Source organism: Micromonospora sp. NBRC 110009 (assembly GCF_030518795.1).
Taxonomy (GTDB): Bacteria; Actinomycetota; Actinomycetes; order Mycobacteriales; family Micromonosporaceae; genus Micromonospora.
In genome coordinates this window covers 1,885,839-1,906,525 of the sequence record NZ_CP130427.1, presented here as the reverse complement: position 1 = coordinate 1,906,525, position 20,687 = coordinate 1,885,839, and the positions used below count along the sequence as shown (strand labels likewise).

Annotated in this window: 18 protein-coding genes, 1 tRNA gene and 1 pseudogene; 11 read left to right on the top strand and 9 right to left on the bottom strand. The window is 70.1% G+C overall.

Annotated features, from left to right (window positions below; genetic code table 11):
* Positions 1 to 89 precede the first annotated feature (89 nt).
* The 6 genes from tmk to Q2K19_RS09105 all read left to right on the top strand — a co-directional run bounded on the left by tmk (position 90) and on the right by Q2K19_RS09105 (position 6,079).
* A complete protein-coding gene (gene tmk, locus Q2K19_RS09130; RefSeq protein WP_302772360.1) occupies positions 90 to 2,153 on the top strand; it encodes a dTMP kinase in 2,064 nt (687 codons plus the stop codon).
* Positions 2,153 to 3,517 carry a DNA polymerase III subunit delta' gene (locus Q2K19_RS09125; protein WP_302769444.1) on the top strand — a complete coding sequence of 455 codons (1,365 nt, stop codon included), beginning with the start codon at positions 2,153 to 2,155 and terminating at the stop codon, positions 3,515 to 3,517. Before tmk ends, Q2K19_RS09125 begins: the two co-directional genes overlap by 1 nt.
* A gap of 122 nt (positions 3,518 to 3,639) precedes the next feature.
* A complete protein-coding gene (locus Q2K19_RS09120) occupies positions 3,640 to 3,969 on the top strand; it encodes a YbaB/EbfC family nucleoid-associated protein (protein WP_302769441.1) in 330 nt (109 codons plus the stop codon).
* Between the two features lies 1 nt (position 3,970).
* Positions 3,971 to 4,276 carry a hypothetical protein gene (locus Q2K19_RS09115; protein ID WP_302769439.1) on the top strand — a complete coding sequence of 102 codons (306 nt, stop codon included), beginning with the start codon at positions 3,971 to 3,973 and terminating at the stop codon, positions 4,274 to 4,276.
* Positions 4,276 to 4,944, top strand: coding sequence for a hypothetical protein (locus Q2K19_RS09110; protein WP_302769437.1), 669 nt, complete (start codon positions 4,276 to 4,278; stop codon positions 4,942 to 4,944). The genes Q2K19_RS09115 and Q2K19_RS09110 overlap by 1 nt, the downstream gene beginning before the upstream one ends.
* A gap of 295 nt (positions 4,945 to 5,239) precedes the next feature.
* On the top strand, positions 5,240 to 6,079 hold the full coding sequence (locus Q2K19_RS09105; protein WP_302769433.1) for a PSP1 domain-containing protein: 840 nt from the start codon (positions 5,240 to 5,242) through the stop codon (positions 6,077 to 6,079).
* Positions 6,080 to 6,092: 13 nt separating this feature from the next.
* Here the strand turns inward: Q2K19_RS09105 and Q2K19_RS09100 are convergent, their stop codons facing one another.
* Positions 6,093 to 7,838: a metallophosphoesterase family protein gene (locus Q2K19_RS09100; RefSeq protein ID WP_446839758.1), complete on the bottom strand. Its 1,746-nt coding sequence runs from the start codon at positions 7,836 to 7,838 to the stop codon at positions 6,093 to 6,095.
* 124 nt (positions 7,839 to 7,962) lie between these two features.
* On the opposite strand from Q2K19_RS09100, the gene Q2K19_RS09095 reads away from it, so the two are divergent.
* Positions 7,963 to 8,036: transfer RNA gene (locus tag Q2K19_RS09095), tRNA-Thr, on the top strand.
* 144 nt (positions 8,037 to 8,180) lie between these two features.
* Here Q2K19_RS09095 and Q2K19_RS09090 read toward each other — a convergent pair.
* The 3 genes from Q2K19_RS09090 to Q2K19_RS09080 form a co-directional block, all read right to left on the bottom strand.
* Entirely contained in the window at positions 8,181 to 8,528 is a 348-nt protein-coding gene (locus tag Q2K19_RS09090) for a site-specific integrase (protein WP_302769431.1), read from the bottom strand.
* Between the two features lie 196 nt (positions 8,529 to 8,724).
* Entirely contained in the window at positions 8,725 to 9,159 is a 435-nt protein-coding gene (locus Q2K19_RS09085) for a hypothetical protein (protein WP_302769429.1), read from the bottom strand.
* Between the two features lie 506 nt (positions 9,160 to 9,665).
* Positions 9,666 to 10,064 (bottom strand): hypothetical protein, encoded by a 399-nt coding sequence (locus Q2K19_RS09080; RefSeq protein WP_302769426.1) that lies wholly within the window; start codon positions 10,062 to 10,064, stop codon positions 9,666 to 9,668.
* 566 nt (positions 10,065 to 10,630) lie between these two features.
* On the opposite strand from Q2K19_RS09080, the gene Q2K19_RS09075 reads away from it, so the two are divergent.
* Positions 10,631 to 10,939 (top strand): hypothetical protein, encoded by a 309-nt coding sequence (locus Q2K19_RS09075; RefSeq protein ID WP_302769424.1) that lies wholly within the window; start codon positions 10,631 to 10,633, stop codon positions 10,937 to 10,939.
* A 152-nt stretch (positions 10,940 to 11,091) separates the two neighbouring features.
* On the opposite strand, the gene Q2K19_RS09070 is transcribed toward Q2K19_RS09075, so the two are convergent.
* Together Q2K19_RS09070 and Q2K19_RS09065 are read right to left on the bottom strand one after the other, a co-directional pair.
* A complete protein-coding gene (locus Q2K19_RS09070) occupies positions 11,092 to 11,754 on the bottom strand; it encodes a DUF6346 domain-containing protein (protein ID WP_302769423.1) in 663 nt (220 codons plus the stop codon).
* A 517-nt stretch (positions 11,755 to 12,271) separates the two neighbouring features.
* Positions 12,272 to 12,460: pseudogene (locus Q2K19_RS09065) on the bottom strand (SAM-dependent methyltransferase); the annotation flags it as partial.
* A 380-nt stretch (positions 12,461 to 12,840) separates the two neighbouring features.
* Between Q2K19_RS09065 and Q2K19_RS09060 the strand changes: the two are divergent.
* Entirely contained in the window at positions 12,841 to 15,156 is a 2,316-nt protein-coding gene (locus Q2K19_RS09060) for an immune inhibitor A domain-containing protein (RefSeq protein WP_302769422.1), read from the top strand.
* A gap of 75 nt (positions 15,157 to 15,231) precedes the next feature.
* Here the strand turns inward: Q2K19_RS09060 and Q2K19_RS09055 are convergent, their stop codons facing one another.
* Positions 15,232 to 15,714: an SRPBCC family protein gene (locus tag Q2K19_RS09055; RefSeq protein ID WP_302769421.1), complete on the bottom strand. Its 483-nt coding sequence runs from the start codon at positions 15,712 to 15,714 to the stop codon at positions 15,232 to 15,234.
* 431 nt (positions 15,715 to 16,145) lie between these two features.
* Between Q2K19_RS09055 and Q2K19_RS09050 the strand changes: the two genes are divergently transcribed.
* Positions 16,146 to 17,393 carry an epoxide hydrolase family protein gene (locus Q2K19_RS09050; RefSeq protein ID WP_302769419.1) on the top strand — a complete coding sequence of 416 codons (1,248 nt, stop codon included), beginning with the start codon at positions 16,146 to 16,148 and terminating at the stop codon, positions 17,391 to 17,393.
* A 254-nt stretch (positions 17,394 to 17,647) separates the two neighbouring features.
* On the opposite strand, the gene Q2K19_RS09045 is transcribed toward Q2K19_RS09050, so the two are convergent.
* A complete protein-coding gene (locus Q2K19_RS09045) occupies positions 17,648 to 18,277 on the bottom strand; it encodes a class I SAM-dependent methyltransferase (protein WP_302769417.1) in 630 nt (209 codons plus the stop codon).
* Between the two features lie 193 nt (positions 18,278 to 18,470).
* Between Q2K19_RS09045 and Q2K19_RS09040 the strand changes: the two genes are divergently transcribed.
* Positions 18,471 to 19,649, top strand: coding sequence for a low temperature requirement protein A (locus tag Q2K19_RS09040; RefSeq protein WP_302769415.1), 1,179 nt, complete (start codon positions 18,471 to 18,473; stop codon positions 19,647 to 19,649).
* A 375-nt stretch (positions 19,650 to 20,024) separates the two neighbouring features.
* Here the strand turns inward: Q2K19_RS09040 and Q2K19_RS09035 are convergent, their stop codons facing one another.
* Positions 20,025 to 20,411 (bottom strand): carboxymuconolactone decarboxylase family protein, encoded by a 387-nt coding sequence (locus tag Q2K19_RS09035; protein ID WP_302769414.1) that lies wholly within the window; start codon positions 20,409 to 20,411, stop codon positions 20,025 to 20,027.
* Positions 20,412 to 20,687: the final 276 nt, after the last annotated feature.

Genomic DNA, 20,687 nt, shown 5'->3' with positions numbered 1-20,687 from the left:
TGTCGGCGCCTGCGGCGCAGGCCGACCGGTCCGGAGCCGCCGCCATCCGCTCGGTGCTGCGCATCCGGCCGTTCCGCCGGCTCTGGATCGTGCTCGGCGCCGCCTCCTTCGGCGACTGGCTCGGCCTGCTCGCCACCTCCGTCTTCGCCGCCGCCCAGGTCTCCGGCGACACCGCCAAGGGTGCCGCCTTCGGCACGCTGATCGCGATCCGGCTGCTCCCGGCGCTGCTGCTCGGCCCGGTGGCCGGCGTCTTCGCCGACCGGTTCGACCGGCGCTGGACGATGGTGATCTGCGACGTCCTGCGCTTCGTGCTCTTCGCCTCCATCCCGCTGGTCGCGCTCACCGGGACCAGCGGTGGCCTGGTGGTCACCTGGGCGGCGATCGCGACCTTCCTGATCGAGACGATCACCCTGATGTGGATCCCGGCCAAGGAGGCCGCGGTCCCCAACCTGATCCCGCGGGCCCGGCTGGAGACCGCCAACCAGCTCACCCTCATCACCACGTACGGCCTCACCCCGATCGCCGCCGCCATCGGCCTGGCCGTGCTCGACCGGAGCATCCGCGGCATCACCGGCGGCGAGATGCCGTCCTGGGCGGAGCCGGCACAGCTCGCGCTCTGGTTCAACGCGTTCTCCCGGCTGGCCACCGCGATCGTGGTGGCGGTCGGGATCAAGGAGATCAGCCACGCGCAGGCCGACGAGCGGGAGCGCGCCGAGCAGAGCATGATGCGCCAGTTCACCGAGGGCTGGAAGTACATCGGCCAGACTCCGCTGGTCCGCGGGCTGGTGCTGGGCATCTTCGGCGCGTTCGCCGGCGGCGGCATCGTGGTCGGCACGGCCAAGTTCTTCGCCGCCTCGCTCGGCGCCGGGGACGCCGCGTTCTTCCTGCTCTTCGGTGCCATCTTCATCGGCCTGGCGATCGGCATCGGAGCCGGTCCGCTGATCGTCCGGGACATGTCCCGGCGCCGCTGGTTCGGCATGAGTATCGTCCTGGCCAGCGCCTCGGTGCTGGTGCTCGCCTTCGCCATCCACCTCTCCATGGCGATCGTCGGCGCGATCCTGGTCGGCGCGGGCGCCGGCATGGCCTTCCTGGCCGGCACCACGCTGCTCGGCGGCGAGGTCGCCGACGAGGTACGCGGCCGGGTCTTCGCGGTGGTGCAGATCGGCACCCGGCTGGTGCTGATCCTGGCCATCGCGCTGAGCAGCCTCCTGGTCGGCGTCGGCGGCTCGCGCAAGCTCACCATCGCGGACCTCGGCATCTCGGTCTCCTCGACCCGGCTGCTGCTGCTCGTCGCGGGCGCGGCCGGCATCTTCGCCGGGATCAGCGCCTTCGGCCAGATGGACGACAAGAAGGGCGTACCGGTCCTCGCCGACCTCTGGGGCTCGATCCGGGGCCGCCCGCTGATGCCGGCCGAGCACTTCGTCTCCACCGGCCTCTTCGTGGTCTTCGAGGGCGGCGAGGGCGCCGGCAAGTCCACCCAGCTCGCCGCGCTCGCCGAGCGGCTGCGGGAGCAGGGCCGGGACGTGGTGGTCACCCGTGAGCCGGGCGCCACCCCGGTCGGCGAGCGGATCCGCTCGCTGGTGCTGGAGAACGCCGGCGACGGGGCCCCGTCCCCGCGTGCCGAGGCGCTGCTCTACGCGGCCGACCGGGCCCACCACGTCGCCACGGTGGTCCGGCCGGCGCTGGTCCGCGGCGCGGTGGTGATCAGCGACCGGTACGTCGACTCGTCCCTGGCCTACCAGGGAGCCGGCCGGACGCTGCCGGCGCAGGAGGTCTCCTGGCTCTCCTCCTGGGCCACCGGCGGGCTCAAGCCGGACCTGGTGGTGCTCCTCGACGTCGACCCGCACACCGGGCTGTCCCGGGTGGAGTCGCGCAGCGAGGGCGCCGACCGGCTGGAGGCCGAGTCGGTCGCGTTCCACGAGCGGGTCCGGTACGCCTTCCTCGACCTCGCCGCCGCCGACCCCAAGCGCTACCTGGTGCTCGACGCCTCCCGCCCGGTCGAGGAGATCACCGCGGCGGTGGCCCGCCGGGTGGACGAGTTCCTGGTCGACCCGGCCGGCATCGTGCACCCCCGGCCGGCCCAGGGCCCGGACACCACCGTCCAGCCGGAGTTATCCGACGCGGAGCTGGTGACCATGGAGCGCCCCACCTGATGGCGGACGTCTTCGCCGACCTGGTCGGGCAGGACGAGGCGGTGACGACCCTGCGTCGCGCCGCCGCCTCGGCCGCCGCCCTGCTGCGCGCTTCCGCCGCGCCGGCGGCTCGCCCGGCGGCCGCCGCCCCGCCGGCGGGCACCGACGACGAGGACGACGCCTACGACGAGCTGGACGCGCTCGCCGACCAGTTCGACGGCGAGCCGACGAACACCGGCCCGGGCAACCCGGCGGCCGGCGGCACCGGCCCGGCGGAAGCCGCGACCGCCGGCGAACCCGGTGCCGGGATGACCCACGCCTGGATCTTCACCGGGCCGCCCGGCTCCGGCCGCTCGGTCGCCGCGCGGGCCTTCGCCGCCGCGTTGCAGTGCGTGCACGGCACCGGCTGCGGCCAGTGCCCCAGCTGCCACACCGTCCTGGCCGGCACCCACGCGGACGTCCGGCTGGTGGTACCCGAGGGGCTCTCCATCAGCGTCAAGGAGACGCGCGCCCTGGTGCTTCGGGCGGCCAGCACGCCCTCCGGCGGGCGCTGGCAGATCGTCATCATCGAGGACGCCGACCGGCTCGGCGAGAGGGCGAGCAACGCGCTGCTCAAGGCGATCGAGGAGCCCTCGCCGCGTACCGTCTTCCTGCTCTGCGTCCCCTCCATCCACCCGGACGACATCTCGGTGACCATCCGGTCGCGCTGCCGGCTCGTACCGCTGCGGCAGCCGCCGGCCGCCGCGGTGGCCGAGGTGCTGGCCCGCCGGGACGGCATCGCGCCCGACGTGGCCGGCTGGGCCGCGGCGGCCGCGCAGGGGCACGTGGGCCGGGCCCGGCGGCTGGCCCTCGACCCGGAGGCCCGGCAGCGCCGGGACGCGGTGCTGGCCGTGCCACGCCGGTTGACCGGGGTGGGTGCCGCGTTCGACGCCGCGTCCGCGCTGATCGAGGCGGCCGAGGCCGAGGCCGCCGCGTCCGTCGCCGAGATCGACGAGGCGGAGCGGAGCGCTCTGCAGACCGCGCTCGGCGCGGGCGGCACCGGCCGGGGCGCGGCGGGAGTCATGCGCGGGGCCGCGGGCCAGCTCAAGGAGTTGGAGAAGCAACAGAAGTCGCGGGCGACCCGGGCACTGCGGGACGCGCTCGACCGGGCGCTGGTCGACCTCGCCGGCTTCTACCGGGACGCGCTGACCATGGCGCTGCGGGCGCCGGTCGCCCCGGTGCACACCGACACCGCGGCGGTGGCCGAGGCCGGCGCGCAGAAGTGGGACGCCGAGGGGGCGCTGCGCCGGCTGGAGGCCGTGCTGGAGTGCCGCGTGGCGATCGAGGCGAACGTCAAGCCCCGGATCGCGGTGGAGGCGATGATGCTCGCCCTCTGGAAGGGCTAGGACCCCGCTTTCGGCGTTGTCCACAGGGCATCGACACGCGCGATTGGCGTGCGGTACGGTCCGGTGTGCCGTGGTGACGGTGGCGGCACGCTCAGTGACGGGTCAGCCGGGAGGAGCCGCCGATGCCGCGCGGGGAGATCGACGAGGCCTGGATCGAGGAGGCGGTGCGGCGCTACCGGCGCATCGAGACCCTGCAGGCCGAGTTCGACCAGGCGGTGGCGACGGTCGAGGTCACCATCCGCTCGCCGGACGGCCTGGTGGAGGTCGTGGTGACGGCCGACGGGCGGATCACCGACGTCCGCTTCCTCGGCTCGCTGCACCAGCGCAACCCCCGGGACGTCGCCGGCTCGGTGCGGGCCGCGGTCACCGCCGCCGCCGACGCCGCGCAGTGGGCCCGGGAAAAGCTGCACAACGAGACCTTCGCGGCCTACCGGCCGCTGGCGGGAGCCTGACATGGAGAGCCTGCGCGCCCTGGCCGCCCGCTTGGACGAGGCGAGCGCCACCCTCGCCACCCTGTCCCGCACGGTGACCGCCACCGACCCGGCCCACCCCGCCTTCGGCACCCACGCCGCCGGGCGGCCCGGCGAGGTCGGCCGGGCGCTGCACCGGCAGTGGACCACCGCCACCGGGGACCGGGCCCGCGAGGCGGACGCCGCCGCGGCCCGGCTCTCCGCCGCCGCGGCCGCCCTGCGCAGCGCCGCCGACCGCTATGCGGCGACCGACGAGTCCGCCCGGCGCCGCCTGCTCCGGGAGGCGTGATGGACGCCCTGGACCGCCTCGCCGAGCCGGGTCTCGACCTGCTCGCCCGGGTCGACACGCTGCTCGCCGCCGGTGCGCCCGAGGGGCACCCGCTGTGGCCGCTGCTGCGCCGCATGCAGGTGCTCCCCGGCGAGGCCGTGCGCGAGTTCCTCGATCTGCATCCGGCGCCGCTGGCCGGCGCCGGCCACGCCGTGCGCCAGCTCGTCCGGGGGTACGACGACACCTGCGCGATGCTCGCCGACCCGGTCGCCTGGTCGGGGCCGGCGGCGGCCGCCTACGAGGACGCCCGCGCGGCGCTGCTCCGGCATCTGGACGAGGGGCCGGAGAGCCTGGTCGGGCGGCTGGAGTCGACCGCCGGCTACGCCGACGCGCTGGCCGACTGGGTGGAGGGCAGCCGGCTGGCCCTGGCCCGGGCGTTGGCCGAGGTGCTGCGCTCGGCCGAGGCGGTCATGGTGCACTCCGCCGGCCCCACGGGCGCCGAGGGCGACCGGTCCGGGGCGCTCGCCGCCGCCGAGATCGCGACCCGGGTGCTGGGCGTGCTCGGTGTGGCGTACGACGGGGCGGAGACGCTGCTGCGCGAGTGGGCGCCGAGCCTGGCGGAGACGACCTGGCGGGACCGGGTGGCCGGAGTGCTGCAGCACGGGGGCACCACCCGGATCGATCACTGAGCCGGTTCCCGCACGAGTCCACGGCGTCGCGCGCCGGTGCCGGCCGGCCGTGGCCGGGGCTCCGGCGGCGACGCCGTGGCCTTCCCTGCACCCCCCGCAGGTCTGTCTGTCACTCAACGCGGTCGGCCGCCGCTTGTCCTCCGGCTGGTTCATGTTTCAGCCGTCCGGGCGAGGATCAACGGCACGATGGGTGGGGAAATCCGGTCGAGTCGACGATCGTGGATCGCTGCTCGGGGTGACCGGACGGCGACCGCCGGCCCGGCCGGAACCGGGCGAAGGTCGTAGGGTGGTGGGCATGGGCATGCTCTGCGCGGTCAGTTTCAACCGGTATGGGCGCCTCTACTACCTCGATCCGGGCGAGCTGCGCCCGCAGGTGGGCGACAAGGTGCTGGTGCCCACCGACGAGGGGCCGGAGGTGGCCGAGTGCGTCTGGGCCGCGCAGTGGGTCACCGAGGAGACCGCCGCCTTCCCGAAGCTGGCCGGGCTGGCCGAGGAGGAGGACCTGCGCCGCGACGAGCTGTTGCGCCGGCGCAAGGCGGACGCGAAGGTCGCCGCCAAGCGGCTGATCCGTGAGCACGGGCTGCCGATGAAGGTGGTGGCCGTCGACCACGTCCTCGGCGGGCCGGAGGCCGGCAGCGAGCGGACCACCATCTACTTCACCGCGCCGCACCGGGTGGACTTCCGTTCCCTGGTCCGCGACCTCGGGGCGACGCTGCACTGCCGGGTGGAGCTGCGGCAGTTGTCGGCCCGCGACTCGGCGCGGGTGCAGGGCGGGATCGGCTCCTGCGGTCGGGACCTGTGCTGCGCCACCTTCCTCAACGACTTCGAGCCGGTGACCATCCGGATGGCGAAGGATCAGGACCTGCCGCTGAACCCGCTGCGCATCTCCGGGGCGTGCGGCCGGCTGATGTGCTGCCTGAAGTACGAGCATCCGCTCTACCAGCGGTTCCAGGAGTCGGCCCCGGCGATCGGCAGCCGGGTCTCCACCTCAGAGGGCGAGGGCAGGGTCGTCGGCCACAGCGTCCCGAGGGACTCGGTCACCGTGCGCCTCGACGCGGACGGCTCCCGCTGCTCCTGCAGCCGCGCCGCCGTCTGCGCCCCCCGCCAGGCCCACGACCAGCACTACACCCCCTGACCCCGCTGGGCGGTCAGCGGAGGACGATGGGGGGCTCGGCCAGGCGGGGGGCCAGGGGATCCTTGGGCAGGAGCCAGGAGGCGGTGGGGGACTGGTCGGGGTTGAGCTGCCAGGCGTGGGAGACCTTGTCCACGGCGATCGGGTAGATCGTCACCGTGCCGTCGGGGTCGATGCGGAAGCGCAGGAACGCCTTGGAGTCCTCGATGCCCTGGCCGGCGAAGAGCTCGTTGACGTTCACCCCGAACGATCCCGCCACCAGCAGGTAGAGCGCCACCAGCTGGCTGGCGACCAGGCCGATCACCGGTCCGTACAGCACCGCCGCGGCGGCAGCCGGCAGCGGCCAGGGCCAGTCGTAGAAGGGCAGCTTCAGCCAGAGCCAGGTGCCGGCGGCGGCCAGCGCCACGTGGGCGAGCCCGTGGGTGACGCCGAGGATCCAGTGCCGGGCGTGCCGCTTCCCGCCGGCGCTGGGCGGCTTGGCGAAGAGCGCCGCGCTCAGCATGGTCACCACCACCATGATCACCAGCGGGACGCTGAGCAGCCGCTGCTCGGTGGTGCCCACCTGGTTCGCCGTCACCCCGGCCATGGCCAGCATCAACAGCGTGTGCAGGGTGCCCAGCAGGGTGGTGAAGCCCGGGTTGCGGAACGGCAGCCGGGCGAAGATGCCCCAGCCGTAGCGGCGCGAGCGCGCCTTGTCCGGGTAGCGGGCGGCCAGCTCGTACTCCCGGGTGCGGCTGGCCCGGCGGGACAGCGTGTCGCGCGGCGGCACCTCCAGCTTCTCCGGCAGCTCGTGTGTCGGGTAGAGGTAGGCGCCGCCGCCCCCGCAGGTGATGAGCTGCCGCTCCGGGCCGGTGTAGCGGGCGTAGTGGTGCAGGTCGCCGGAGATCAGCAGCCGCACCTGCGCCCCGGTGGGGGCGATGATCGTACGGATGAAGTAGTCGATCGAGTCGTACGCCGTGGGGTGGTCCGCGGCCTTGACCCAGGTCGGCGCGGGCACCGCCAGGATCACCTTCGACCGCGCGGTGAGCTTCCGGGCGACCTCGTCGAAGTAGGTGAGCTGCGGGTCGTCCAGGTACGACCCGGACTGGTCGTCGAGGCCCAGCAGCCACCAGTCGGCGGGCAGTTCCACCGCGAAGTACGACCGGGACTGCCCGGTGCCCCAGCCGGCGAAGTGCCGGTCCCGGGAGCGGACGAAGAGCCGAAGGAACGCCGTCAGGCCGTCGTACCAGTCGTGGTTGCCGGGGACGGCGAAGAGCGTCGGACGTTCCGGCGGCGACACCGGCAGCGCGGCCTGGTACGGCCCCTTGCACCGGTCCTCGTACGCCGCGTAGGCCGCCGACGGGTAGACCTGGTCGCCCCCCATCACCAGGGTCTGCGCCCGGGGCAGCCGGTGCCCGTCGACCTCCAGCTCCGGCTGCGCGAGCAGGTACGCCACCGAGTACGTGGCGTCGAAGCCGTCGCCCAGGTCGGCCACGTAGTCCAGCCACAGCCCGCCGTCCGGCCCGACCTGCCGGAACGTGTCGTCGCCGAAGGCGTTCTGCAGCTCCCGCTTGTCCAGGTACGCCCCGAACAGGAGCGCCAGCAACGTGCGCAGGCCCGTGCTGATCAAGAGCAGTGGCGCCAGCCAGGGGACCGGCTTGCGCGGGGTGAACCCCAGCTCCAACGGGTCGAGGCTGCGCGGCCGGCGGCTGGCCCGCTCGCCGGGGTGCGCCTCGGGGATCGACGGCTGCGGCGGAACCTGATCGTCGCTCACCCGCCGCAGGGTAGTCGTGCCCGGTCGCGAATGCTCTCCCGCGAACGTACCGAAACCGCCCCCGCGTCCGGATCCGGCTGCGGGGGATCCGGTTCGGCGTCGGCCGCGGTGTGCCGTACACTTGACGATCGTTGCCGCCTTAGCTCAGTCGGCTAGAGCGACGCACTCGTAATGCGTAGGTCGACGGTTCGATTCCGTCAGGCGGCTCGGTACAGAAGCCCAGGTCAGCGACCTGGGCTTCGCCGTTTCCCGAGGTCGACAACCTCGCCGCCGGCCGTGCCAGTCCGCAAATAGTCCGCGTCCCGTGCCGCGACTGCCTCGTCCAGCCGGTTGGCAACCGCGTCCAGGTCGTCACCGAACAGGCCCGCGTACATATCCAGGGTCATCGACGCCGAGGCGTGCCCGAGCATCCGCTGCACCGCCGACCCCCGCAAAGGCGACCGCCACGGTCACCCGACGCCGCAGCAGACCCAGCCGCGACACCCGTAACGCCGACACCTCACCCCACCGCAGACCCGTGTAGGCCAGGAACTGCACCAGCAGCCCGTACCGCCCGCACGCCTCCGCGAGCCTCGCCACCTGGTCGTGATCGAGGAACACCGGTTCCTCCCGCACCACCCGAGGCAGGCGCACACCCTCTGCCGGATTCCGGGGCATGCGGCCGTCCCGAACGGCGTGCGCCAGGGCCAGCGACAGCACCCGGTGCGCGTACCGGACCGTCGCCGGGGCGAGGCCGGGCGACGCACCGTGTCTCCAACCCGCACCACACCCGCCGTCAAACGACCCCGGCCAAGGGGCGCTCCACGTCATCTTCGCCGCCGTGACCCATCTCGCGACCCTAACGGCCGTGCAGAGTGCATCACCTGTAAGGGCCACCGCTGCCAGGCCGGAGGCGCTACGCCCAAGGTGGGGTGTATCGGCTCACGTAGTCGCGAGCGCGGGGGAGCGGATCCTGCCAGTACTGGTTCGGCATGCGGGAGTGGTGCGTCTCGCAGAACTCGGCGAGAGTATCCACGATCTTGACGGGCTCCAGCGGGCGGCCTTCGAAGGCTGTGTTAGCCGCCAGCAATTCCGGCTCGGGATTCCAGCCCGAGTGGTCGAACGCCCAGCCATCCCAGACCGCGTAGGCGTGGAAGACCTGCCAGCCGCCCGCCACGCGCACCCCTGCGATCTCAATCGGCCGATCCGGGTAGGAATCCCGACACACCCAGGCCAGGATGTGACACGCTCCGGAAGCGAAGAAGGCATGGTCCGTTCGTTCCCATGCGACGCGCTGGTCTGATCGTTCGATCGCCGTCCGACGAAACGCTCCGGCTGCTTCGGCTGCCACGACCCGGACCCTAGTGGATGACCCGACCCGTCGGCTCATGCCGCGACGCGCGCTCCTGTCGCAGACCGTGAGGGCCTCCGCGGCGCTGCTTGAGGATCATGTCAAACATCAGGTGGGACGCCGTGTCAAGCATCTCCCGTGACGGGACATGCGGGCGGCAAGCCTAACTTGCCGAATTGGCCCCTATCAGATCAAGGCGGCCCGCAAGCGGGCCGCGCCGGCCCCGGCCTGCTGGCGACCTCCGGCCGGCATCGGCCGGGCTGGCCGGCCATGCGTCGGGACTACCAGTCCACGAAGACCTCGGGGCTCTGCCCCGAACCCCGGCCCTCCTCAGAGATGCCGCCGCGGCTCACCTCGCCGGGCACCACAAGGGCTACCAGCTTCCCCGGACGGGGACCAGGTCGTTCGTCCGGTAGGGCGCTCCACCTGGTCCCCGTCCGGGGAAGCTGGACGGTCGGAGACTGCCCGACGAGGAGATCCGCTCCACCTAGACAGGAACCAGCAACTCACGCGCGAACGCGATCGAACGCGACAGCGGCAAGGAAGAAGACCCCAGCGCCGAGCGCGGCTAGAGCGCGCCAGGTGTCGATGTGGGTGACCGTGGTGAGGACAGCCGTCAGGAACGTTGCCGATGCGCCTACCTGCCACCATTGGCGAACACGGAGAAGCTTTGCGCCAAGTAGCGCCACCAGGAGTGCTGCGGGAAACGCGAAGAACAGGCCAGCCATGCCCTGCGCCGCCCCGCACGCCACGCCATCGACGCCTGAGTTCAGGCACTCGGAAATTGGGGGCATGACCTCCCAGGCGACGGTGACAGCTGCCACGCCAACCACGCCCGATCCCAACGCCGTCCAGAGCCACCGGTCCCGCACGAACATCAAGGTTCCATGCCCCAGCTTCACCACGGAGCCACCATAGTGCTGCCAGTCAGCCAGCCGCGTGCCCTGGCGAGCCATGCATGGTTGGAACGGTTGATCCGAGGGCTGCGACGGGCCAGCCGTGGGTTCGAGTACCTGCTACGCCGATAGTTGCCGGTAGACCGCGAAGAAGAGCAGGGCTACACCGGCCCCCGTCGTTGCCCAGCCGGCGCGGAGAGTTGCCATTGGATGGCGAGGCCACCAGCCGCCCGGAACCCAGGCAGGTAGGAGAGGTTCCTTGCCTCGGGTGCGACGCCACCGGTATATCCGGCCTTGGCCGATGGTGACGAGGCCAAGGACGATGAACGCCAGCGCGAAGAGCGCCAGGTCGAACGGCTGCGCGTACTCGCTCCCTGCAAAAGGCATGCACAGATCATGACTTGTCTCGTACAGCCATTCATACAGCCAAACCGGACGACGGGCACGGGCGGCCAGCAACGGCAGGCGACAAGGTCGAGCAGGTCAGCAGCCCTTGTCCGACACTGGCCGACAAGAGTCTTGATCTTCGCAAGGCACGGCCGCATATGATCGGTGACCCACGCCAAGGAGGTCAGATGGAGACATGGCGCTTTGTGGCCGCTGTAATGATGAGTCTGACCATCGGCCTCATCGGTGTCGCCCTGGCCACCAACTTCCGAGGCGTGACGGAGTGGCACGTGCGACGGTCGATGGCCACCGCGAGTGTGCTGCGGCGAGTACCGCCGTGGCGCTGGCTACCGGATGCCCAGTACGACGAGCGTCTGGCGCGTTTCGTTCTGCTGGAACGGATGATTGGCGTGATCTTCGCTGCGGCCGGCGTCATGTTCTTGATCGATCTCGTCTACGGCATTCTGTCCGGCGAGCCGATGCCGTCGAGCCGGTGAGGAAGCGGCGGGAGTCCGGACCTGCCAGGCGAGCGGTCCGCATCTAGTCCGCAAAAAGCTGGCGGACCGCGGGGGAGTGCTGTGACATGTCGAGGGGTGTTTCTGCTGCCGGAGCGCCATGTGCGCAGGCCGGCGGGACGGGCAGTTTGATCTCATAAATCTGCGGTCGGAGGTCGGCGACCGCGGAAGCGCAGGTACAGGGGCGCGCCGAGGAGCGCCCGGGTCAGGAACATCAGGACCCCGAAGCCGCTGAAGACCAACGCCAGCCAGCCCAGCTTGACGATGATCAGTAAGCCGAAGTTGAGCAGGCGGCTGGTTGGCCTACCGTACGAGCATTTGGTGGAGCCTTCCTTGCTACGGCAAGCCTCGCGCAGTTCGATCGACCGACCCCGATCATCCGGTGCGACGTCCGGCGGGTCTATTCGGGCCTTCCGGACAGTGCCGTCGGGCGTGGTCACGACCGCATCGCATTCCCACCAGTAACCGAAGCCGTGCCGGCCTATCGGGCCAACCTGCTGGCAGTCGTGCACAACTACCCGCGCCTGGTGCCCGTACTCGACACCCGCAAAGAGGGTGGCGAGGGTCATGGACCCCAGGAAGACCGCGACTCCGGCCAGGGCCAGCAGGACGGCGAGACAGGCGGATCGCAGGCGATACTTGGCCGGCCCCAGCGACTGCCAGAGTCGCATCTCGCGGCCATAAATGTCAGGGCCCATGAGGTCGGAGCCAAACATTGTCCGGATCACGACGAGGTACCGCCGAGACTTCCACAGGGCAGGCAGCCTGCGATGTGCATCGACGGCCTTCACTTTCATGCTCGGGCGTCCGGTGAATAGGGTTAGTAATTGCTCCGGCAAGGGCCACCACGGTACGGCACTGCCGCCACTCATGGGTGGCGTGACCTGGTGACCGAACGCTGGGGAATCTCAGTCCTCATTCGGTCCTCATGACGTCGACCTTTGACCGCTGACGCTGAGAGATGCCGAGAGCGGTTTCCGCATTCCAAGTGGGGTTCGGGCAGGTAGATCGAGGTAGGCAAATTGATCTCGTAATGCCTAGGTCGACGGTTCGATTCCGTCAGGCGGCTCGGTACAGAAGCCCAGGTCATCGGCCTGGGCTTCGCCGTTCTCATGATCGACAACACTGCCGCCGGCTGTGCCGATCCGCACCTGGTCCGCATCCCGCGCCGCGGCCGCCGCACGGCCAGACTCGCAGGCGTGTGGCGCAGGTCGCGTGGAGTCAGCCTCGCCAGACCAGCCGACGCCGCCGCCGGCACATCGTCCCCGTCCGAGAAGAGACGAACGGCTAAGAGCCCCAGTGACGTCGGGGCGATCAGCGGAGCACGAGCACGTCCAGGGCGTCGATGACCGGCCCGGTACCGGTCCTCGCCTCCGGCCGAAGTCGGGCGAGGCCGGCGGCGCAGTCATCGTCGCTGATCAGTTGCAGGAGGGTGTGCGCCTCGCGGTGTAGCGTCGTGGCGGCTTCGTGCAGGGATGTGACGGTGGTCTGCGGAACCTGTTCGCCGTGACCCTAGTGGAGGTTGAAGAATCGCCACGCCCCGTGATCGTCACTCGCGCCACGGCCACACCGGGCCCCGCCATGGTTCGACAGCGCTCGACACGGCCGTCAACGTAGCGTCCCCTCCCAGGCGTCGCCGCCCTGCCGCTTCCGGAGGTCGACACCGGCCGTCATTCGCAGCCGGTAGGAGCGCTGTGAGCAGCGAGAACGCGGGTCGTACCTTTCGACGGCCCGGGCGGGACGATCGGAGAAGCATTGCGGACGATCGTCCATCCGGACCGCTCTATATCTACTCTGACCGAATGCTGCGAGATTGTGCAAGACTCGCCGCACCCATGGAGTGAGACGTATCCATTCATCCACCTCGGGGGAGGAAACCCACGATGAGGAAGCTCAGCCGCTCCACTGTCGTCGGGGTGGCCGGTGTGGCGTTGGCAGCCGCGGTCCTCCAGCAGCCTGCCAGCGCGGCACGTGTCGCGAACGACGGTTCGACTCAGGCCTCGGCGAGCGCCGCGGCCCATCGGCCGGACAACCGTCCCGGCCCACGCACCAAGCAGTGGATCGAGAAGCGCAAGGCCGCGCTCGCGAAGGTCGCCCGCGGCGAGGCGCGAATCGACGCCAACGGCAACGTCACGGTCGACGCCGAGACGAACAACGTCGTTGAGGTCGCGTTCGAGAAGACCGACAAGATCTTCACCATTCTCTCCGAGTTCGGGACGCAGAGCGTGGGCCGCTACGGCACCGCGCCCGGTCCCCTGCACAACCAGATCTCCGAGCCCGACCGGTCGGTGGACAACTCCACCACCTGGGCTCCGGACTTCAACACCGCCCACTACGAGGAACTCTTCAACGGCTCCGGCGAGTCGATGAAGAGCTTCTACGAGCACCTCTCCTCCGGCAAGTACTCGGTGACCAACACGGTCAGCGACTGGGTGCAGGTCCCCTACAACGAGTCCTACTACGGCGACAACGCCATCGAGGACTTCGGCGGCTCGTGGGCGTTCATCACGGACACCGGCAACGCCTGGTACCAGAATGCGCTCAAGACCATGACCGCAGACCAGATCAACTCGTACCTGGCGCAGTTCGATGTCTGGGACCGTTACGACTTCGACAACGACGGCAACTACAACGAGCCGGACGGGTACATCGACCACTTCCAGGCGGTCCACGCCGGTCAGGGCGAGGACGCCGGCGGCGGCGCGCAGGGCGCCGACGCCATCTGGTCGCACCGCTGGTATGTCAACCAGACCGACTACGGCCTGACCGGCCCCAGCATCGGCGGCCAGGCGAACCTGTCCGGCGGCGCCCGGATCGGCAACTCGAACTACTGGCTCGGCGACTACACCACTGAGCCGGAGAACGGCGGGCTCGGCGTCTTCGCTCACGAGTTCGGCCACGACCTCGGGCTGCCGGACTACTACGACACGGCCGGCGGCGAGAACGGCACCGCCTTCTGGACGCTGATGAGCTCGGGCTCGTGGCTGGGTCACGGCGTCGAGGCGAACGAGGGTATCGGCACGACGCCCGGCCTGATGGGCCCCGAGGAGAAGCTGTTCCTCGGTTGGCTCGACTACCGCGACGTCAACCTCGGCCAGAGCGGCACGGTCCTGCTGGATCCGGCCCAGGACGCCAACGCCGCCAACGCGCAGGCGATCAAGGTCAACCTGCCGTCCGCGACCACGTCGAAGACGTACGCGACGCCCACTTCCGGCCAGTACGCCTGGTGGACCGGCAGCGCCGACCACCTGAACGAGTCACTCTCTCGCGCCGTACCCGCCGCGTCCCGGGTCACCGTGACGGCGAAGGCGTGGTACGACATCGAGTCCGGCTACGACTTCCTGTACGGCGAGTACTCGACCGACGGCGGCGTCACCTGGTTGCGCGCCGGCAAGCCGGTCACCGGGTCGTCCAGCGGCAAGTGGACGACTCTGAAGTTCTCGTACGACGCCAACGGCGCGGCGACGCAGTTCCGGTTCCGGTACCAGACGGACGGCGGCGTGCACTTCGCCGGCGCGTTCCTCGACGACATCGTCGCCAAGTCGGGTGGGACGACGCTGTTCACCGACGATGCCGAGCAGTCCGGCGGATGGGTGGCGACGGGCCAGTGGCAGCTCGCCACCGGCACGGTGCCGACCACGGCCGACCGGTACTACCTGCTCGAGAGCCGGCAGTACGTCGGCTACGACGACACCCTGCGCACCGGCCCCTACCAGTTCAGCTACGCCTACACCGCGCCGGACAAGGTCGAGTTCTTCTCGTTCCGGCCGGGCCTGCTGGTCTGGTTCGTCGACCACACGGTCGAGGACAACAACACCTCGGAGCACCCGGGAACCGGCCTCTCGCTGCCGGTGGACGCGCGGCCCGCGCCGTTCACCTACCCCGACGGCACCGCGCCGAGCAACCGTCGCCAGCCGTTCGACGCGACCTTCGGAGTCCAGTCGGTGCCGGAGATGTGCCTGCACAAGGAGGTGCTGGCGGGCAGCGGCAAGTCGCAGACCGTCCAGACCCTGGCCGCGTGCGCTCCGGCCAACGCCGGCATCCCGATGTTCAACGACAGCAACCCGGCGGCGTACTACAGCACCGCGAACCCTCAGAACAGTGTCAAGGTGGCCGGTCACGGTGTGACGGCCACGGTCACCGGGCAGTCGGGCAACGTCCTGACCGTCAGTGTGGTGAACCCGCCGGCTGGCTCGTGAGGCGGTAGGTGCGCCGACGCACCCTGAGACGCGCGGAGGGCTGGGAGTCGATACTCCCGGCCCTCCGCCGTTCGCTCAATCGGGGTGGCGGTGATCGCCGACGGATCTCCGCCCAAACTTGCCGGCGACCGCGTGCTCGGTGTCAGTAACTTCTCCTGTCTCCAGGAGCTGCTTCAGCCTGCGCAGGTTCGCCGCTACCTCGGCGGCGGGCGGCTTCCCGGCCAGGGTCAGCGCGATGCGGCCCAGCCTTCCGAAGGGTGTCTTGAGCACCTCGTGGACCTCGGTCCGGCCCGGGTCAGACCCAGGGGTGAACTGTACCGCCCAGTGAGTTCTCATCCCGGGCATGGCAGTGGTCTCGTACCGGAGCAACTGGTTTGTGCGCTCCTCGGTGAGCCGTACCGTGGAGCTCAGTCTGACGCCGAGTGGTCCCCGAATTGTCCATCGGAACGTTGCTGGCCCGATCTGTTCATTGGCCATGACGTCGCCCAGGAAGCGGGGCAGGTTCTGGAAGTTGCGGTAGAAGTTGAAAACGTCCGCGACCCGGCGCTCGATGGTCACTCTCGCCTCGGCGGGGTTGTCGCGGCGGCGGGGTGGTGAGTGGCGCATCGCTGCCTCCGACGGATTCTTCCCACTTCAGCTCTGGTGCGATCCAGGCCGTTTGCCCAAGCGCCCGTCCACTAAACCTGGCGAGGCAGTGGGCGCTTTGACTGCCCGACGAGGAGATCCGGCCGCAACAGCTGACTCAGGCGCCCGGCCCGTCCCGGAAGGCCATGCGGGATTGTTCGTATGGCTCCGGACACGGGGAAACGCGTCCTACGCTCTGGGCAGATGGGGCCGTGTGCCCCTGCTGGCCTGGCACAGGTTCGGGCGGCGCCTTCATCGAAGACGCCCCGCGGGAGGCAGGAGCCGGGGCACGCCCAATTGTCTGCGGTAGCCGGGCGGAGACCACCCGCTCGACCTCAACGGCGTTAAGCAGAAGGGAGGCCTGCGTGGCCGTCAAGACGGAAGCGCGAATGGGCGTCGCAGAAGTGCGGCCCTTCGAGATCGAGGTTCCCGAGGCGGACCTGGAGGATCTGCGCGCGCGCATCAGGGCCACGCGCTGGCCGAACAAAGAGACCGTCCAGGATGAGTCGCAGGGCGTGCCGCTCGCGCTCATGCAGGACCTCGCTCGCTACTGGGCGAATGACTACGACTGGCGCAAAATCGAGGCGCGGCTGAAGGCTCTCCCCAACTTCGTCACTGAGATCGACGGTCTGGAAATCCACTTCATCCACGTTCGCTCGAAGCATGAGGACGCGCTCCCGATCGTCGTCTGCCACGGCTGGCCCGGGTCGATCATCGAGCAGCTGAAGATCATCGGCCCGCTCACGGATCCGACGGCGCACGGCGGGAGCGCGTCGGATGCCTTCCACGTCGTGATCCCGTCGATGCCCGGATACGGGTTCTCCGGTCAGCCGAACACGACCGGCTGGGATCCCGTGCACATCGGCAAGGCCTACGTCGAGCTGATGAAGCGTCTCGGGTACACCCGGTTCGTCGCGCAGGGCGGTGACTGGGGCGCGATCGTCGTCGACGCGATGGCCGGCGGTCGCGCCGACCCGGCGGCCGCCGAGCCGGCGCCACCGGAGCTGATCGGCATCCACACCAACATGCCCGGCGCGGTTCCGCCCGACCTCTTCCTCGCGGCCTTTGCCGGCAGCCCGGCGCCGGACGGTCTCTCCGACGAGGAGCGGGGCACGTACGAGCAGCTGCTCGGGTTCTTTGGGACGCACGTGGCGTACGGGCTGATCATGGGGACGCGCCCGCAGACGCTCTACGGCCTGGCGGACTCACCCATCGATCTCGCCGCGTTCATGATCGACCACGGCGACGGGAGCGGTCAGCCCGGCATCGTTCAGCAGGTCCTCGAGGGACGTCTGCAGAGGCCGAGCGACCTCACGCGCGACGACATTCTGGACAACATCACGCTCTTCTGGCTGACCAACAGCGGGGTGTCCTCGGCGCGGCTGTACTGGGAGAGCAAGCTTCCCTTCTTCTCTACCAAGGGTGTGACGATCCCGGTCGGCGTGAGCATCTTCCCCGACGAGATCTACCGGGTTCCGCGCAGCTGGGCGGAGCGGGCGTATCCCAACCTCGTCCACTACAACACGCACGACAGGGGTGGGCACTTCGCGTCCTGGGAACAGCCGCAGCTGCTCTCGGAAGACATCCGCGCGACGTACCGATCGCTGCGCTAGCTGGCCAGTCGTTCTCAAGGCACCCGCGCCTAGGTTGGCGAGGCGCACAGTTTGATCTCGTAGTGCGAAGGCCGACGGTTCGATTCCGTCCGGCGGCTCGGTGCAGAAGCCCAGGTCAACGGCCCGGGCTTCGCCGTTTCCCGAGGTCGACCACGCCGCTGCCGACGGTGCCGGTCCGCAAATGGTCCGCTTCCCACGCCGCGACCGGCGAGACACTCAAAGGCCGCTGATCATTGCCCTGGTCCTCTTCCAGGTCATCCGGGTAGTGGGCGCTGTGCCCAGAAAAGGGCGTGCCCGCTGGTGCCTTCCGGGATGAAGTCCTCGGCGGTGATCGTCAGCCCTGCCTGTTGCAGCCATGAGCGGTACGTGGGGGAGTCGGCGTGGCTCCACCACATGGTGGCGGGGCCGCCGAGCCACTTGTCCTCAGTGCCGGTCCAGGCGTTGTTGCCGACGGTGGTTAGCAGCCAGCCGCCGGGCCGTAGCCAGGTGGCGAGTCTCTTGATGAGCCGCGGTTGGTCCGCCAGGGGCATGTGGATGAGGGCGTAGAGGCAGACCACGGCGTCGAACGAAGCTGGTGGCAGGTCGAGTCGGGTGGCGTCGGCCCGGATGAAGGTGCCGGTGGGCACCAGGCGCCGTGCCCGCTCGATCTGTACGCCACTGATGTCGACGCCGGTGATGTGGTGCCCAGCGTCGGTGAGGAAGCGGGCGACCGGCACGCCACAGCCGCATCCGAGATCGAGGACCGCTGCCGTGGCCGGCAGGCGCCCGTGTAGTTCGGCGAGCCAGGGAGCGTACTGACCGTCGTCAGCGTCGTCCGATCGGTAGTGGTAGGAGAGTGCGTCGTACCCGCGTCGGACCAGATCACGCCCGTCGTTGCTGCCCATCCTGGGGACGCTACGAGTGTCGGTGCCGCTTGCCGATTGATTTACCAGCGCGAGTTGAGTGCCTGGCTCGCGTCAGCCTTACTGCCGTCACCGCCGGTCGATGAAACGGGCGAAATCGGCGCGGGCAAGGCGATCCTGCCGCGACCATGGGCGGATGGGGCGATCATCGGAGCCGGCGCATACCGGGGGCATCATGCGCGGCGAGGAGGACGCCCAGCAGGCCAGCTTCCTGGAGCTGTTCTTCGACCTGGTGTTGGTCTTCGCCCTGGTCGGGGTCGTCAGCCGGATGGGGCCGGACCTTCTCTCCGACAACGTGGGCGTGCGCTGGCTGTCGCTGCTGTACACGGTCGTTCTTGCCCTGCCGTTGCTGTGGCTGTGGACCACCACCGCGTACCTCACCAGCCGGTTCGACTACCGCAACCGCTGGATTCAGCTGCTGGTCCTGGTCAGCGCGTTCGGCCTGCTGATCATGGCGACGTCCCTGTACGAGTTCGAGCAACGCGGCGCCACCTTCGCCATTGTGTACGTGGTGCTGCATGTCGGTCGCCCCTTGGTGCTCCGGCCCCTGTTGCGGGAGCACGGGAAGGTACGGGCGCTCTACACCCGCCTGGCCATCTGGGCCGGCGTCTCCGGCGTCATCTGGCTCGCCGGGGCGGCGATGCACGGAAACTACCGGCTGGCCCTGTGGTTGGTCGCCATCACCGTGGACCTGGTCGTGGCGCGGGCCAGATGGCCGGTACCCGGCATGGGCCGACCACCGACCAGCGCGTGGGCGACGTCCAGCAGCCGATACCTCCCCGAGCGCTACCAGCAACTGTTGCTGATCGCGCTCGGCGAGACGGTGCTGTCCATCGGCCTCACCTACGCCACCCACCCCACCACGCTCGCCGCAAAGGCGGCCTTGGTGGTCACGTTCCTGTCGTCCGTGCTGATGTGGCGGATCTACTTCTATCGTGCGGGCCAAGTGCTGGCCGAGGCCGTCGACATGGCGTCGAATCGGGCAGCTGCCGGCGGGATCGTCGGCGTGGCCCATCTGCTCATGGTGCTCGGCATCACCTTCGCCGCGGCTGGCTCGGAAATCGTGTTGGCGAATCCCCAGGGGCCCTCCGTGCCGGCCTGGCTCGCGGTCATCCTCGGCGGGCCGGCGATCTTCCTGTTCGGCCGCAGTCGGCTGGAACGGGTCGTCTTCAACCGGCTCGCCGTGCGCCGGCTCGTCGGCATCGGCGTTCTGGTTCTGCTGGCGCCGCTGTTGTTCTTCGGCCCGCCGCTGCTCGCCGCCCTCGCCGCTGTCGTCGTGCTGCTCGGGGTCGCCGTCGCGGACGCCCGACGCGCCGCCGGCCGCCCACCGGAGGCCCCGTCCCCGTCCGCCTAGCAGAGGCGGTCCGCATCCTGTCCGCAAAAGGTCCCCACAGGATCGGGAAGCGTTGAGGGATGTCGGAAGGATTTCCGCTACTAGCCCCCATGCGCCCAGGTCAGCGGCACGCCGAACGAGGCCACCATCTGTGGCTCGGGCGGCACCGCGAAGCTGGGCTTCGCTGTTTCCCGGGGTCGATCACGCCGCCCGCTGGCGGGCCGAGTAGGCCACCGGTTCACTCCGGACGAGGACCTCCACGCCGCCGTCCGCGACCTCGTCGACCAGCTCGATCGTCGCGACACGCCCCCGGGCCGGTCGCCCTGACGGAATGGATTGGAGCCGGTGGCTCGGTACCGCAGCCCAGGTCTTGGGCCGCCGGTCCAGGTGCCGTGGTCAGTCCTGGTTCGGGTGCTCGGCGAAGACCGCCATCGCGATCTGGTAGCCCTCGAACGCCCGGGCCGCACCGGCGTACGCCAGCAGGTGGATGAAGAGATCGACGATCTCGTCCTTGGTGACGCCACTGTTCAGAGCGATTCGGAGCTGGCCCCGAAGCGGTTCGGAAGCGCCGAGGGTGGCCGCGATGGCGACCGACACCAGGCTCCGGCCGCGGGTGTCGAGCGCCGTTCTCGTCCACGACTCGCCGAACGTCTGCGCCACCGAGAGCTTGCGGAAATCGATCCCCGACGCCGGCTCGCCGGGCCCCATCGGCAGGTCCAGCCGTTGACCGAGCAGTTGCTCCGTGACCCGCAGGCCGCGCTCGTACGTCTCGTCCAGGCTCATGTGGTCCGCCCTCCACGCGGTTCCAGCGATCACGCCGAGGGGGGCGAAACGGTCGAGGGGCGGTGACCGACGTCCGGCCCAGACTACTGAGTGCGGACCGGGCCGGATCGCAAAACGGACCACTGGAGCAGCACCAACCGGTCCCATCGGGGCCGGCTCATTCGGACACCAGCAACATAGCCGTTTTTCGCTGGTGTCGCGGCTTCCCGTCTGGCAGACTGCGATCGCCTGCAAGCCCGGGAACGTGGCTGCGGCCTTCTACATCCCTTCAACACG